The organism is Pseudomonas lini (genome assembly GCF_001042905.1).
GTDB classification, from domain to species: domain Bacteria; phylum Pseudomonadota; class Gammaproteobacteria; order Pseudomonadales; family Pseudomonadaceae; genus Aquipseudomonas; species Aquipseudomonas lini.
Window position 1 is genome coordinate 46,676 of the sequence record NZ_JYLB01000013.1, and the last position, 15,165, is coordinate 61,840.

Sequence of the window (15,165 nt, forward strand, 5' to 3'; positions counted from 1 at the left end):
ACCGCGTCGCTGCATTCGCGAGCAAGCCCGCTCCCACATTGGCTTTGTGTACGACGACAATCCAATGTGGGAGCGGGCTTGCTCGCGAAGGGGCCAGACCGAACAAAGCGCTTCTTGAGTCATGCACTCACCACCGCATCCGCACCCCAAGGCTGCCAATCAACCCGTTCAAATCATTGTCATCCACATCGCTGCTGTAATCGGCGCTGATGTACAGGCTGACCAAAGGCGTCACTCTGGCCACCAAACCCAGACCCACATCCACCGTCGAGGATTTACGGCTGCTGCTGATTTTGTCGACCTGATCCAGGCTTACGGTATTACCGGTGTACACCGTGTGCCACACGTTGGTCCGCACATACGGTTCGACTGGCAGGCCATTAATATCGTAACTGCCTTTCAAGCGTGCACCGACCCGGCCGCTCCAGGACGTCAAGTCGCTGGATGACGCATTACCAGAACCGGCATAGGGCGTATCCAGCGTAATGCGCTGATTGATCAATTGCGCCTGGGGTTCGATCACCCAGTTGTTACCCAGACCAATCGGGAAACCACCTTCCACCGACAACGTCACCGCGCTGCCTTCGGTAGCTTGCCGCGCGCCTTGGTCATTGCGACTGTAACCGTTGACCCGGCCACCGCTGGCCGACAAGTCCACGTGCCAGCCTTGCGGGCCGGTCAGGCTCCAGTAGGCGCCGAGACTTTGGCCTTCAAGGTTGAGTGTGTCATGACGGGGATCGGCAAGGGCGCGGCTGGTCAGCAGACCGTTCTCATTGCCCAGGAGTTGGGTGGTGCCGCCGATCAGTCCGACCCGTTGGGTATGGCCGCTGTTGCTTTTTACGGTCAGCAACGCCGGGCCTTTGAATTCGCTGGCGCCGGGGATAGACGAACCCTGGGCCAGAGAGTCGGTTTGGGCCTGTCGTGAGGTCTTTCCGTAGACGTGGTCCCAGGCCGAAGGCGCGGCGTCTTCAACCGTCAGGTGTGAGCTTTGTATGTCGGGATTAACGCGTAAACGGCCCGCAGAGGTGGTGGTGCCGTCAGGTAAGGTGAGGCCCGGTAACTCCTGATTATACCAAGGAGTTGCTTGGTCCTCGGCAGACGAGGCCTGAACCTCCATGGATGAGCACAACAGGAGTGAACCTGTAACAGTGCAAAAAGTGATTTTGATCTCTTGTGAGGTGAATGAAGTTCTCATGGGGGTCTACCTTGCAATCGCATGCCTATCTCGCTTTGGCGTCTCTCCTACCCCGAATGAGGGGCGACCGAATGGATTGAGGCAAGGTCAGGCCCGCCTGTTTTTACAGGAGTCTGGAGGCTTGCCCCTAGTGGATTTCCGGGGGTAGTAAGCACTAGCTAAGAAGACTGCTGGCATTGCGTCAAGAAAGTGGCCGATAGGCGGTATGTCTATTTTAGTCGTTGTAAGTGACTGATTTTTGGCGCGTATATAAGTTGTTGTTTGTGCAAAAAATCATCGCGAAAGGCGCGTGCCAGACGCGCTGGGTAGGGGGCTATCGGTTGTTTTGGGGATGATCCCGTGCGGGATAAACAAACGGCGTCGGCGCGCCATTGCTGTCATTTTTTCTGTCAGCGTTGGCAGTCCTTGGCGACTGCCGCTTGACGCTGTTACAGGCGCACCTCCACCGCCAGCGGCAAATGGTCCGACAGATGCGTCCAGGGTTTGTGGCCGAGTATTCGCGGTTCATGACTACTGGCATTACGCAGGTAGATCCGGTCCAGGCGCAGTAGGGGAAAACGCGCCGGGTAAGTTTTCGCCGGTCGGCCATGATGGCGTTCGAAGGCTTCATGCAGGTAGTCGCGCCGGGCGAGGGTGGCGTTGCCTTGCAACTGCCAGTCGTTGAAGTCGCCGGCAATAATTACCGGGGCCTCATCGGGCAGCGATTCGAGCAACAGGCAGAGCAACTGCAGCTGGAGTTGTCGATGGCTTTCCAACAGGCTCAGGTGCACGCAAATGGCATGCACTTCGGCATGGCCCGGCACATCCAGCACACAATGCAACAACCCGCGTCGCTCGGGACCGGTGATCGAGACGTCGAGGTTGCGAAATTCGCGGATCGGGTATTTCGACAGCAGGGCATTGCCGTGGTGGCCGTCGGGGTAGACCGCGTTGCGACCGTAAGCGAAGTCGCTCCACATGCTGTCGGCCAGAAACTCGTATTGCGAGGTTTGTGGCCAATCGTTGTAGCGGGAAGAATGCCGGTCGTGCTCACCGACCACTTCCTGCAGAAACACCAGGTCTGCCGACGTGCTGCGTACCGCTTCACGCAGTTCCGGGAGGATGAAGCGCCGGTTGAGGGCGGTGAAGCCTTTGTGGGTGTTGACCGTCAGCACTCTCAGTCGATGAATCGCCGGAGGCGTGTTCGGTGGCGTTGATTCGACGGCCTGTCGTTCGGCATCGCTGGTCACGTTCACTCCTCTGAATCAGGGCTGCTGTTTCCATGCGACTGATACACGGGCGAGCAGTTCAGTTTGAGCGCCGCCAATCCAATGTGGGAGCGGACTATTGTGGCGAGGGGGCTTGCCCCCGTTCGGCTGCGGAGCAGTCGCAAAACTTTTGGGGCCGCTTCGCAACCCAACGGGGGCAAGCCCCCTCGCCACAAAAGCTCCATCGCCTTTCCTCGAATGTTTCAGACAAACACGATTTCATACGGCAATCGCATGCGCTCCAGAATCACCGGGGGCAGTAGCGGGGCGATGCCGATCGCCGGCTCGCCGTCGAGTTGGCTGGCGTAGGCGTAGGTGGCGTGGCTTTTACGCGCCACGGTCCAAGTGTCGAGGCGTACCTTGCGCGCGCGATGCCAGGGGATCAGCCCGCGATCACGTGTCGGCCAGTGCCAGGCCCAAACCGGTATTTCGTTGAGCGTCGCACCAACCAGGGCTACAGCCCTGGCGCTGGCACGGCCGACGGCGTCGTGGTCGACGTTGCCGTCTTCGCGCCAGGTGGTGAACACCACGTCACCAGGGCGCAGGTAGCGGAGGATGAATTGGGTCAATTCAGACTCCCGCTCGGTAAGACCGTTGTCGGTGAAGCCGCCGCGAATCCACTTCAGGCTGTGCATCGGCAACCCGAGCCGGCGCAAGGCTTCGACGCTTTCCTGGGGGCGGAACACGCTCAGGCGTTTTTCCGACCACTGTCGCGACCCCGGATGACTGGCGCTGCCGTCGGTGATCGAGATCAATTGCAGGGGATGACCGAGGGAGCACAGCAACTGTAGCAGGCCGCCGCAGGTCACCACTTCATCGCCGGGATGCGGCGCGATGACTACCGCGCGAGCGCCAGCCGGGACCAGCGTTTCGGTGTTGATGACAGGGATGTTGTCCAGTTGCGGGGCGCTGTTCCAGATCTGCGCGGGCAAACTGTTTTCACTGATGGAAACGGGTTTCATAGGCGCTACTTCCTTGTTCTGTCTTGCCCTCAGTCATGCGCATTACTTGCAGGGGAGCAAACCTGGCAGACCCGTGAAGGCGGGGTAAATAGCAATTGCAGCGCTCCGAACCCTGGATTGCCGCGGGCAGAGTATTGCTCATGGAACGCTATTCGTCGCCTCAGCCTTTGGTCTGATACGGCTTTTTTAATCCGAGTTGTGTCAGGTGTCGCAAATAGTCCACACAAGCCTGCTCCCACAGGTTCCGTTGATTGGCATGGCCCCTGAAGGTCACTCGTCTTCCTCACGCTGCAGTTCGAACAGCAGCAGCGAACGGCCGGTGACTGAATATTCGTGACCGAACTCGAAGCGTTCCTGGCCACGAATCGAGGGTTGATTGGTATCGATCATGCACGTCCAGAAACCGCCGTCAGGCACTTCCGGCAGGAGGAAATTGACGATGTCATGGTGGGCGTTGACCACCAGCAGCAGGGTCGCGTCGGCGCCCTTGCGGCGAATACCGGTTTCCTGGGCGCGGCCATCGAGCAGCATGCCCAGGCAACGACCATGGCCTTCCTCCCATTGTTCGGTGGACATTTCGCTGCCGTCCGGGGCCAGCCAGGTCACGTCCTTGACGCCGATGTCTTCGTTGTAATTGCCCACCAGGAAGCGCCCGCGACGCAGGATCGGATAGGCCAGGCGCAACTTGATCAGGCGTTTGACGAACTTGAGCAGCGCCTTGCCGTCTTCGCTCAGGTCCCAGTTGACCCAACCGATCTCGCTGTCCTGACAGTAAGCATTGTTGTTGCCTTCCTGGGTGCGGGCGAACTCATCGCCGGCCACCAGCATCGGCGTGCCCTGGGACAGCAGCAAGGTGGCGAAGAAGTTGCGCATTTGCCGCTGGCGCAGCTCATTGATCTCGGGATCGTCGGTGGGGCCTTCGACACCGTGGTTCCAGGACAGGTTGTTGTTGCTGCCGTCCTGATTGTTCTCGTCGTTGGCTTCGTTGTGTTTGTCGTTGTACGACACCAGGTCGTTCATCGTGAAACCGTCGTGGGCGGTGACGAAGTTCACCGAGGCATACGGCCGCCGGCCACGCTGATTGAACATCTCGCCGGAGGCGGTCATGCGACTGGCGAAGTCCGCCAGTTGGCCGTCGTCGCCTTTCCAGAACGCGCGCACGGTGTCGCGGAATTTGTCATTCCACTCAACCCAACCCGGCGGAAAGTTCCCGACCTGATAACCGCCGGGGCCGCAATCCCAGGCTTCTGCAATCATCTTCACCTGACGCAGCACCGGGTCCTGACGGCAGGCCACGAGAAAGCTGTGACGCTCGTCGAAACCGTCGTGGTAACGGCCGAGGATGGTCGCCAGGTCAAAACGGAAACCGTCCACATGCATTTCCGTGGCCCAGTAACGCAGGGAGTCGGTGACCATTTGCAGCACGCATGGGTGACTCAGGTCCAGAGTGTTGCCGGTCCCGGAATCGTTGATGTAGTAGCGCTTGTCGTCGGGCATCAAGCGGTAGTAGGAGGCGTTGTCGATGCCGCGCATCGACAGGGTCGGGCCTTGTTCGTTGCCCTCGGCGGTGTGGTTGTAGACCACGTCGAGGATCACTTCCAGATTGGCCTCGTGCAGGTGCGCGACCATCTCCTTGAACTCGGCGATCTTGCCGCTGGCCAGGTAGCGTGGGTCCGGGGCAAAGAACGCGATGCTGTTGTAACCCCAGTAATTGGTCATGCCTTTGTGCAGCAGATGCTGGTCATTGACGAAGGCATGAATCGGCAGCAATTCCACGGTCGACACACCGAGCTTGCGGATGTGTTCGAGCACGTCATCGACCATCAACCCGGCGAAGGTGCCACGCAGGTTCTCGGGGACGGAGGGGTGACGCATGCTGATACCGCGTACGTGTGTTTCATAAATGATCGTTTTATCCCACGGCACGCTGACACGATGGTCATGACCCCAGGTGTGAGCCGGGTCGATCACTTTGCATTTGGGCACGAAGGGCGCGCTGTCCCGTTCATCGAAACTGAGGTCGGCGTCGGGGTGGCCGATGGTGTAGCCGAACAACGCTTCGGACCACTTCAATCGGCCGACCAATTGCTTGGCGTAGGGATCGATCAGCAGCTTGTTGGGGTTGAAGCGATGACCGTTGGCCGGGTCATAAGGACCGTACACGCGATAGCCGTAGATCAACCCCGGATGGGCGTCGGGCAAGTAGCCGTGGTAGATCTCGTCGGTGTATTCCGGTAACTCGATACGCTCCAGTTCCACCTCGCCGGAATCGTCGAAGATGCACAGTTCGACCTTGGTCGCGTTAGCCGAAAACAGCGCGAAATTGACCCCCAGGCCATCCCAGGTCGCGCCTAGCGGGAAGGGCAAGCCTTCACGGATTCGCGAGGCCTCGGCACGAGGTTCGGGCGCGGTTTTCTTTGGACTGCTCATAGTTGCTCCTGCATGGGGTGACGGTACTCGACTGCGATGAACCGTGGCTCTGGTTTTTTTCGAGGGCGAGCGCACCCTCGGTGGCGAGAAGCACGCCACAAATCAAGCGAGGCAAGGCGATAAACGCGTCAGGTCGTTGGCGGTTTGCGCGCAGCGCGTGGCTTTTTCTCGACGTTTTTTTCGCCAAGCGGGGTCACTGTCGAAGCTGAGGGTTTGGCTTTGGCCCTGGTTTTGGGTTCGACGCCTTTGGCATTGAGCTTGCCGTCGGGCTTGCCGACCGCGGACTTGGCGCCGAGGCTTTTGCTGCCAGCTTTCGATGACTTGCCGGGTGCCAGCGCTTTGGCTTGGGCTTCAGCGTCGGCCAGTTTGCAGGCCATCTCCCAATGGCGTTTTTCCTGGCCCACGGGTTTCCCTTCGGACTCCCAGATCTGATAGGCAAATTCGCGGATGCGTTTATCGTCGGTACTCATCGCAATGCTCCTGAACTGAACTCAAGCTTGGGTAGTTTGGATAAAGAGATTGACCGGGAAATCCCCCAGCGCGGCGCTGACCATCAGCTCCCTGTGTTTTGTGACTGCGACGCTCGCAAAAAATCCCTTCATATTTTCTTCAGGGACGGCGAACGGCAATTTGACCCGTGTATCGCCCCACAGCGGCGCGTCAATCTGTGGTTCGGCACTGTTTTCCAGCAGTTCGGCACAGCATATCGGTACTATCACGATAGCCCGTTTCCCCCGCCATTCACGAGTAAACGCCAGTACCCGGTGAGCCTGGTTACCGAGGATTTCCAGTGCTTGATAAGTGCCTTTTTGAAACAGCCCGGCATGCTCGGCACGTAGGTTTAACGCCTGGGCGATCAGGGTTTGCTTGATGCGCCCGTCACGCCAGTTCGCCAACAGATCGGGCAGGTCCAACCGTAGGTCCATGGCCTGCTGACGGCTGGCGTAATCCACCGGCCGGCGGTTGTCCGGATCGACCAGCGTGAAGTCCCAGAACTCGTTGCCCTGATAAAGATCCGGCACCCCCGGCACGGTCATTCGCAGCAAGGTTTGCGCCAAGCCATTCAACGCGCCCGGTGCGGCAATGCTCTGCGCCGCCGCACCGAGGGCCGTGCGCAGTGGCTGGCCTTCGGGGCTGAGCAGCAGGCGTTCAAGAAACCCATGGGTCGCCTGTTCATACCCCTCGTTCGGCGCACTCCAGCTGCTTTGCAACTTGGCTTCGCGCAGGGCTTTGCGTTGCCACTGCCAGAGGCGCTGGGCGTAGTTCTCGAGCGCCACCCGATCATCGCTGCGCAGCTCCAGCGGCCAACTGCCGAGGATCGCTTGATAGAGAATCAGCTCGTCGCCCGCTGTGGGCGCGCCCGGTTCAATGCGCAATTCATCGGCCAGGGTTCGCCAGTGTTCGACCTGTTCGGCGTACCAGGCGCTACGCTCGCTCAACACCGCCAACCGCGCGCGAGTGTCTTCGCCGCGTTTGTGGTCGTGGGTCGCGGTGGCCAGCAGGTTGTCGGGGAACTCGGTGAGGCGATTGACACAGGCTGCATGGAAGTCAGCCACCGGAGCGCCGAACTGCTCGGTGTTGTAGCCGACATCGTTGCGCGACAGCAGCACCGCCGAGCGATAAAGCGCGGTGTCTTCCACCGCTTTGGCTGCCGCCGGTGAGGTCAGTTGCTGGAAGCGCACGCACGCATGCTTGAGCAGTTTGCGTGGGCGGCCCACCGGGTGTTTGCGCCAGGGTTGGCCGCCGAGCCAGCCGGCCAGGCAATCGAGCACGGGCCAGTCGGCCTCGCCGAGGGTTTGCCGGGCACCGTCCATGGCTTGCTGGAAAAACACCTCGTCCTGAGCGGCGCGGCCCAGCGGGCTGATGTAAGTGCGATATACCGGGAAGTGCACGATCAGTTCCTGCAAGGCCCGACGGATTGCGCCGAGGGTCAGGTCCCGGGTCATCAGATCGTCCCGGGCCACTTGCAACAGGGCGTGGGCGACACTTTCGAAATCCCCTGCGAGGGAGCCGTTGAGAATCTGCTGGCGCGCCAGTTGTGCTTCCTGACGGAAATCGGCGGGCCGTTCGCTGTGCCGGCTCCAGAGTTCACCCAAGGTCTGGGCGCCTTCGGGGTCGTGTTGCAGCAACGACAACTGGTTCATGAATTCGTAACCGGTGCTGCCATCGACAGACCAGTCGCGGTGCAGGGTTTCGCCTTCGCCGAGGATCTTCTCGACGTAGATTGGCAGGTGCCGCTGCGGTGCCAGGCGATCGACTCGGCGGCGCAATTTGCGGCAGTAACCCCTCGGGTCGGCGAGGCCATCGATGTGATCGATGCGCAGCCCGTCGACAAGACCTTCGGCCACCAGCTCGAAGATTTTTGCATGGGTCGCCTCGAACACTGCCGGGCGTTCGACGCGCAGGCCGCCCAGTTCATTGATATCGAAAAAGCGCCGCCAATTGATGTCGTCCGCCGCGGTGCGCCAACTGGCCAGGCGATAACTCTGGCGCTCGAGCAGGTTATGCAGGCGCTGGAAACCCTCGGGGGTGAGCGAGTCGTAGGTGCCGAGGGTGTGTTGGATGGCGTGAAGAATGGCCGGATCGCTGGCGAGTTCATGCAGCTCGGTTTTTAGCGGAATTGCCAGGCTGTGCGCGTCGGTCTGGTAGCTCAAGGTACTGAAGCGGTCTGCCATGGATTTGAGCTGCTCGACCTGCTCGGCATTCAATTGATCATCGGCCTTGAGCAGCTCGCCGTAGTCCGACGGGCAAATCGGGAAGTGATGTTCGTAGTGCTCGACATAAAAGCTGCCGCGCCGGGCATCGAAACGCAAGGGCAGGGTGCCGTCCTGCAAGGCGATGCCGTAATCACTGCCCAAAAAAGGCAGCAGCAATTGGCCCTCCATCAACGGGTCGGGCGAGTGCCATTGAATGTCGAAGAACTCGCCGTAAGGGCTCAATCGCCCCCATTCCAGCAAGTCGAGCCACCAGGGATTATCGCCACCGCCGACGGCCATGTGGTTGGAGACGATGTCGAGGATCAACCCCATGTTCTGTTCGCGCAATGCACCGACCAAACGGCGCAATGCAGCTTCGCCGCCCAGTTCAGGGTTGACGGTGGTCGGGTCCACCACGTCGTAGCCATGCATGGACCCCGCGCGTGCGGCGAGCAGCGGCGAGGCATAGACGTGACTGATGCCCAGACTGGCGAAGTACGGCACCAGCGGCACCGCCTGATCCAGAGTGAAACCTTTATGAAATTGCAGCCGCAGAGTCGCCCGCAGCGGTTGGATGAGCGGTTGATTCATTGGTCACGCTCGGCCGCCTGAAGTCGCGCACAGGCGAGCAGTTCCAGGCGCCGGGCGGCGTCCGGATCATCGAGCAGGGCTTCGCTGTCGCCGGGTAGCCTGCGGGACCAGTTGGGATGGGTATCGGTGGTGCCGGGCAGGTTGGCCTGCTGTTCGATACCCAAGGCATCTTCCATCGGCAGCAATACCAGCGGCGCACGGGTATGGCCGAGGAAGCGGATCGCGGCGTCGAGCACCTGATCGGTTTCGTGGGACTCTTCGCGGAAATTCTGCGGATCCTCGCTCAGCACCCGGCGCAAGCCTTCGCGCTCGCGTTCACGGTGTTGGCGCCATTCGATTTCACCCGGGGCGTCGACCAGATTCAAGCGCGCGCTCCAATCGATATCGCGGCCATGCCACCAGCCATTGAGCGTCGGCAGGTCATGGGTGCTGGTGGTTGCAAGGGCATTGTCCGGCCAGTCGAGAATCGGCTTGAAGTGAGTATTGTCCTGTTCGAACAGCAGCACACGCATGCCAAGAATCGAGCGCGCGATGAGTTTCTCGCGCAAACCCTCGGGCACGGTGCCGAGGTCTTCGCCGAGGACGATGGCCTGATGTCGATGGGATTCGAGGGTCAGTAAACGCAACAGATCGTCCACCGGATAATAAAGGTAGGCACCGTCGCTGGGCGGCGCGTCGTTGGGGATCACCCACAGTCGTTGCAGGCCCATGACGTGATCGATACGCAGGCCGCCGGCATGGGCGAAGTTGGCCCGCAGCATTTCGATGAACGCACGAAAGCCGTTGCGCACCAGACCTTCGGGGGAGAACGCGGAAATGCCCCAGCCCTGGCCGGAACGATTGAGGATGTCCGGTGGCGCACCGACGGTCAGTGAGGCGAGCAATTCGTCCTGGCGACTCCAGGCCTGGCTGCCGCCGCCGTCAGCGCCAACGGCCAAGTCGGCGATCAGGCCGATGCCCATGCCGGCACCGCGGGCGGCGGCTTGGGCGCGTTCCAGGCTGCGCGCAATCAGCCATTGGCAGAACGCGTAGTAGCCGATGCGGGTCGAGTTTTCTTCGGCAAAATGCGCCAGAGCGGTGCTGCGCGGGTCACGCCATTGTTCGGGCCACTCGCGCCAGTCGAGGCTTTCACTGCGAAGGGCACGGGCTTCCTGGATCGCTTCGAAGCGGCAATGATTTTCCAGCGCTTCGCCACCGGCATGGCGGAAGCTGCTGAAGTCTGGGTGCAAGGGGTGTTCGCCGTGGGTGAACCCTTCGTACAAGGCTTCGAGCAAGCGGTGCTTGGCTTCGGCGGCGGTGGGCCAGTCGATCAGCGGCAGTGCTTCGAGGTGCTTGAGCTCAGTGGCAAGGCCGGTGGCATCGATCGCGGTGCGCAGGGCACGTTCACCGAGAATCGCACCGGGCGCTGCGTACAGGCTATTGAGGAACAAGCGACTGGACGGCGAGTAAGGGCTGTAACGCTGGGTGTCGCCGCTGAACATCGCATGCAGCGGGCTGATCGCCAACGCTTCGGCGCCTCGTTCGCCGGCCACCCGGGCCAGCTCTTCGAGGGCCTGGGTATCGCCGAAACCGCCATCGCCGGGGCGGCGCAACGAGTACAACTGCACGCTCAGGCCCCAGGCGCGCGGGTTTTCACTGTCTACGGCGTCGCCGACGCTGTAGCAGTGCTGGGGTGCCACCGCCAGGGTGAAGGACTGATCGTCGATGCTGACGTGCTGATAACCCACCGGCACCAGCCCGGGCAATAGAGCATTGTCATCGAGCTTCAGGTTAATCCGTGAGCCGTCTTCGAGATGGATCTCACACGGGGTTTGCGGTTCGAAGTAGTGAGACAGGTCAAGGCCGACGCCCACGTCGCAGGTCAGCAACGGCGGCAGGTGCCGGGTTTGTTGCACCTCCTGCAATTGCAGCAGGCTGGCGTCGATTTCCTGGGCGGTATTGGCGGGATGGCCAAGTCCGCTGAGCACCGAGCGCAACACCGCCGGGGTCACTTTCTGTGGACGGCCATTGGCATCGATCCAGTCGACGGCCAGGCCTGCTCGGCTGGCCAGTATTTCCAGTTGCGCATTGCTCATGGGCGCTCTCCATCCGGGGGTAGCAAAGGGGCTGCGGCCGTGAGGCTGACTAGCGCGCAATACGGGGCAAGGGTGCCCTGATCCAACAGACCGGCCGATTGTGGCGGGTGTTCGAACAGCAATGTCGCGTCGGCCTGTGGGGTGTGGACCACGGGCGCGTCGCTGAGGTTCAGGTCAATGCGCAACTGACTGCCATCGCCCAACCGCCAGCGCGCGGTCACCGCGCCCTCGGCCAGTACCTGCGCGCCCAGCGCCTGCGCGCCGGGCAGGTGCGGGATGATGTGTTGATGGCGGATCTGCAACAGTTGCCGATACAGGTGGTAAATCGGCGATTGGCGGCTGGTGGTCAGTGTCGGCCGCGAAGCTTCGAAGGTTTGCGTCGCGTTCGGGTCGGGAATCTGCTCGCGTGTGTGCGGGTCGGCAAAGGCGCTGAACGCCGCGAATTCATTGCGTCGTCCTTCGCGCACCAACTCCGCCAGTTCACCGTGGTGGCTGGTGAAAAACAGAAACGGTTGCTCGGCGGCGAATTCGTCGCCCATAAACATCAGCGGGATCATCGGCGACAACAGCAGCAACGCGGTAGCGGCGGAAAGGGCATCAGGATGGGCCAGCTGATGCAGGCGCTCGCCAAAGGCGCGATTGCCAATCTGGTCGTGGTTCTGCAGAAAAAGCACGAAGGCCGTGGGCGGCAAGTGACCGCTCGGCTCACCGCGCGGCGTACCGTGGCGGGTGATGTGGCCCTGAAACACGAAGCCCTGGCTCAGGCAACGGGCGAGCTGTTCGGTGGGCTGTTCGGCATAGTCGGCGTAATAGGCATCGGTTTCACCCGTGAGCAGAACGTGCAGGGCATTATGGCCATCGTCGTTCCACTGCGCGTCGAAACCTTGCTCCAGCAGACTGGCCTGGTTGTGCTCGTTTTCCGCCATGAGCCACACGTGTCGCGCCGGATCGGTTTGTCGCCGCACCCGTTGCGCCAACTCCTGAAGAAAGTCCGGGTCTTCGATGGCATGCACCGCGTCCAGGCGCAGACCGTCGAAGCGGTACTCCAGCAACCACATCAGCGCGTTGTCGATAAAGAAGTCGCGCACCTCGCGCCGCCGGAAGTCGATCGCCGCGCCCCACGGGGTGTGTTTGTCTTCGCGGAAAAAGCCTTTGGCGTAGCGGTGCAGGTAATTGCCGTCGGGGCCGAAGTGGTTGTAGACCACATCGAGAATCACCGCCAAACCATGGCCGTGGGCCGTGTCGATCAGGTGTTTGAGTTGTTCGGGCGAGCCGTAGGAGGCTTGAGGTGCGTAAAGCAAAACCCCGTCATAGCCCCAGTTACGCTCGCCGGGGAACTGCGCCAGCGGCATCAGTTCGATAGCGGTAATACCCAGCTCGACCAGGTGTTCCAGATGCTGCTCAACCTGGCTGAAACCGCCGAGTGCCCCGACGTGCAGTTCGTAGATCACCGCCTCATTCCACGGTCGACCCTGCCAGGCGCGGTGTTGCCACCGATAGGCGAGGGGATCGACCACCACGCTGTGGCTGTCGATATCGCCCGCCTGGGCGCGGGAGGCCGGGTCCGGCACCGTAAGCTCGCCATCGATGTTGTAGCGGTAGCGGGTACCTGCGGGGCAGCGGGTCTTGATCACAAACCAGCCATCGGCCTGAGGCAACAGCGGCAAGGATTGTCCATCTTCCAGTTCGAGACTGACGAAAAACGCATCTGGCGCCCACAAGGCAAAACGCGTGTGTTCTGCGTCCAGCATGATTGCGCCGTGGGGCCAGGTCTCAAGGGTCCGTAACGGCATCGTTGAAAGCCTCTTACTGTTTGCCCGATTTTCCCAGCGCTTTAGCCACCAGTTGTTCGTAGAGTTCGGCGTAGGGTTCGACTGCCTTGCACCAGTTGAAAGGTGCCGTCATGGCGCGGCAACGCATGGCGTTGAGCAGACCGGGGAAGGCGAACACTTTGAATGCGCGGCTCAGGGCTTCGCGATAACTCTCCACCGTGGATTCATCGAAGAGGAAACCGGTCATGCCGTTTTCTATAGTGTCCGCCAAGCCGCCGGTATTGCGGGCCACCGGTAATGAACCGAAGCGCTGGGCGTACATCTGGCTCAAGCCGCAAGGTTCATAACGCGAAGGCATCAGCAGGAAATCACTGCCGGCGAACATCCGGCGAGCGTCGGTTTCATTGAAGCCGATGTGCACGCCGATTTGCCCGGGGAAGCGCAATGCCAGTTCACGCATGGCTTGTTCTTCTTCTGGCTCGCCACGGCCGATGATCGCGATTTGCCCGCCGTTGTCGACAATGTATTCGGCCACCGCTTCGGTCAGGTCCAGGCCTTTTTGGTAGACCAGGCGCGAGACCACGGCGAACAGCGGACCTTCAGAATCTTCGAGGTCGAACAGCCTGCGAACGTGCGCGGCATTCACGGCTTTACCGTCCCAATCGCCGATGCCGAACGGGTGGAACAGGTGCGGATCGGTGGCCGCGTCCCAGCTTTCATCGATGCCATTGGGAATCCCGCTGAGCAGACCTTGCTGGGTCTTGGCGGCGAGAAAACCGTCGAGGCCGCAGCCGAAGGCTGGCGTGGTGATTTCCTGCGCATAGGTGGCGCTGACGGTGGTGATGTGGCTCGAGTAGGCCATGCCCGCCTTGAGGAACGACATCTTGCCGTAAAACTCCATGCCTTCCTGTTGCAAGGCATGCATGGGAATACCGAGTTCCGGGCACGAGCCGAGGCTGGTGACGCCTTGGTACGCCAGGTTGTGGATGGTGAACAGGGTCGGGGTGCGTTGGCCACGCCAGTGCATGTAGGCCGGTGCCAGGCCAGCGGGCCAGTCGTGGGCGTGCACCAGGTCCGGGCACCAGTGAATTTGTGCGAGGTTGGCGGCGATATCGGCTGCTGCGAGGCCGAGTCGGGCGAAACGAATATGGTTGTCCGGCCAGTCACGGCCGTTGTTGGCGCCGTAGGGCGAACCCTCGCGCTCGTACAATTCAGGGCAGATCAACACGTAAATGACCAGGCCGTCGGGCATGTCCATGCGTCCGATCTTGCAGGGCGGCAACGCTGCGTGCCCGCCCAGTTCACCGATGATATGAATCGGGTTTTCGCTGTTCATCACTTGCGGATAACCGGGGATCAGCACACGGACATCGTGCAGATGCGCCATGGCCCGTGGCAGTGCGGCGGAAACGTCGCCAAGACCTCCGGTCTTTACCAGGTCGGCAATCTCCGAGGTGACGAACAGGACTCTCTTCTTGTTGGGATTCTGGCTGGCTATCGGTGCCAGCGTTTTGGGGACTGGCGCTTTGACCGATTTGGCACTGAGGACACCGACGGTGCTCGTTTCCCCGACCTGCTGATGAGCACGTTCTCCCTGGACATCTAAAGCCGCACTGATCATATGAATCTCCCGTGTTGTTGATCTAATTCTAGGTCTGGCACAAACGGTGTTCGTGGCCAAATCCTGTGGCCGGGCGCAAACGCGCTACGCATCGGTGAGCAAGTGCTGCCCATGCGCTGAAGCAGAATGGGTGAAGTGGCTGTTGCAAGGAATGCACCAGTCGCTGTGGCCCTACCTTTAACCTGACACGAGGCCAGTACCAAAAGTTTCGATTATTTTCACCGAATGACCAGCCGGTTTTACTCCGCGAAAATCAGTCTAGGCCAGAACTTAGAGCGGGGGCGGCTATAGGGTGGAATTGTTCGACAATCGGTCAAATGAGGGTACAGGCATGGGGTTTTGCGGGGAGGCGCACCGACGAAGTGCAGGTTTGTTTTTTTGCGTGGGTCAAATCGGGACCAGGAAGTCACGATAATCGGGCGTGATGGGGTATGGGATGCGCCATTGTGGTGCGCTGGATCCCTGGGAGATGTGGTGAGGTTGAGGGCCTCTTCGCGGGCAAGCCACGCTCCCACAGGTTTTGTGTCGGACGCCGGTATTGGGCACGACGCCAAACCTGTGGGAGCGAGGCTTGCC

The 15,165-nt window shown here is 60.9% G+C and carries 9 protein-coding genes; all 9 read right to left on the minus strand.

All coding sequences use genetic code 11. The features are described from left to right. Positions 1-127: 127 nt before the first annotated feature. Positions 128-1,195, minus strand: a complete 1,068-nt coding sequence (locus TU81_RS27775) for an autotransporter domain-containing protein (protein WP_048397657.1) — start codon at positions 1,193-1,195, stop codon at positions 128-130. A gap of 428 nt (positions 1,196-1,623) precedes the next feature. Continuing rightward, positions 1,624-2,424 carry an endonuclease/exonuclease/phosphatase family protein gene (locus TU81_RS27780; RefSeq protein WP_048397658.1) on the minus strand — a complete coding sequence of 267 codons (801 nt, stop codon included), beginning with the start codon at positions 2,422-2,424 and terminating at the stop codon, positions 1,624-1,626. 221 nt (positions 2,425-2,645) lie between these two features. Next, positions 2,646-3,404 (minus strand): PIG-L deacetylase family protein, encoded by a 759-nt coding sequence (locus TU81_RS27785; protein WP_038983513.1) that lies wholly within the window; start codon positions 3,402-3,404, stop codon positions 2,646-2,648. Between the two features lie 270 nt (positions 3,405-3,674). Beyond that, positions 3,675-5,834: a glycogen debranching protein GlgX gene (gene glgX / locus TU81_RS27790; RefSeq protein ID WP_038983511.1), complete on the minus strand. Its 2,160-nt coding sequence runs from the start codon at positions 5,832-5,834 to the stop codon at positions 3,675-3,677. Positions 5,835-5,962: 128 nt separating this feature from the next. Beyond that, the gene (locus TU81_RS27795) at positions 5,963-6,304 is read right to left on the minus strand and encodes a DUF2934 domain-containing protein (protein WP_038983509.1); all 342 of its coding nucleotides are present in this window, start codon (positions 6,302-6,304) and stop codon (positions 5,963-5,965) included. Between the two features lie 21 nt (positions 6,305-6,325). Continuing rightward, positions 6,326-9,121: a malto-oligosyltrehalose synthase gene (locus TU81_RS27800; protein ID WP_048397659.1), complete on the minus strand. Its 2,796-nt coding sequence runs from the start codon at positions 9,119-9,121 to the stop codon at positions 6,326-6,328. Then, on the minus strand, positions 9,118-11,196 hold the full coding sequence (gene malQ, locus TU81_RS27805) for a 4-alpha-glucanotransferase (RefSeq protein WP_048397660.1): 2,079 nt from the start codon (positions 11,194-11,196) through the stop codon (positions 9,118-9,120). Before malQ ends, TU81_RS27800 begins: the two co-directional genes overlap by 4 nt. Continuing rightward, on the minus strand, positions 11,193-12,989 hold the full coding sequence (treZ, locus tag TU81_RS27810; protein WP_048397661.1) for a malto-oligosyltrehalose trehalohydrolase: 1,797 nt from the start codon (positions 12,987-12,989) through the stop codon (positions 11,193-11,195). Before treZ ends, malQ begins: the two co-directional genes overlap by 4 nt. Positions 12,990-13,002: 13 nt before the next feature. Then, on the minus strand, positions 13,003-14,589 hold the full coding sequence (gene glgA, locus TU81_RS27815; protein WP_048397662.1) for a glycogen synthase GlgA: 1,587 nt from the start codon (positions 14,587-14,589) through the stop codon (positions 13,003-13,005). Between the last annotated feature and the right edge of the window lie 576 nt (positions 14,590-15,165).

What these genes read in the sequence shown, in the direction of transcription:
- glgX (WP_038983511.1), bottom strand. Translation starts at nt 5,834, where the DNA reads ATGAGCAGTCCAAAGAAAACCGCGCCCGAACCTCGTGCCGAGGCCTCG.
- malQ (WP_048397660.1), bottom strand. Translation starts at nt 11,196, where the DNA reads ATGAGCAATGCGCAACTGGAAATACTGGCCAGCCGAGCAGGCCTGGCC.
- TU81_RS27800 (WP_048397659.1), bottom strand. Translation starts at nt 9,121, where the DNA reads ATGAATCAACCGCTCATCCAACCGCTGCGGGCGACTCTGCGGCTGCAA.
- TU81_RS27775 (WP_048397657.1), bottom strand. Translation starts at nt 1,195, where the DNA reads ATGAGAACTTCATTCACCTCACAAGAGATCAAAATCACTTTTTGCACT.
- glgA (WP_048397662.1), bottom strand. Translation starts at nt 14,589, where the DNA reads ATGATCAGTGCGGCTTTAGATGTCCAGGGAGAACGTGCTCATCAGCAG.
- treZ (WP_048397661.1), bottom strand. Translation starts at nt 12,989, where the DNA reads ATGCCGTTACGGACCCTTGAGACCTGGCCCCACGGCGCAATCATGCTG.
- TU81_RS27785 (WP_038983513.1), bottom strand. Translation starts at nt 3,404, where the DNA reads ATGAAACCCGTTTCCATCAGTGAAAACAGTTTGCCCGCGCAGATCTGG.
- TU81_RS27795 (WP_038983509.1), bottom strand. Translation starts at nt 6,304, where the DNA reads ATGAGTACCGACGATAAACGCATCCGCGAATTTGCCTATCAGATCTGG.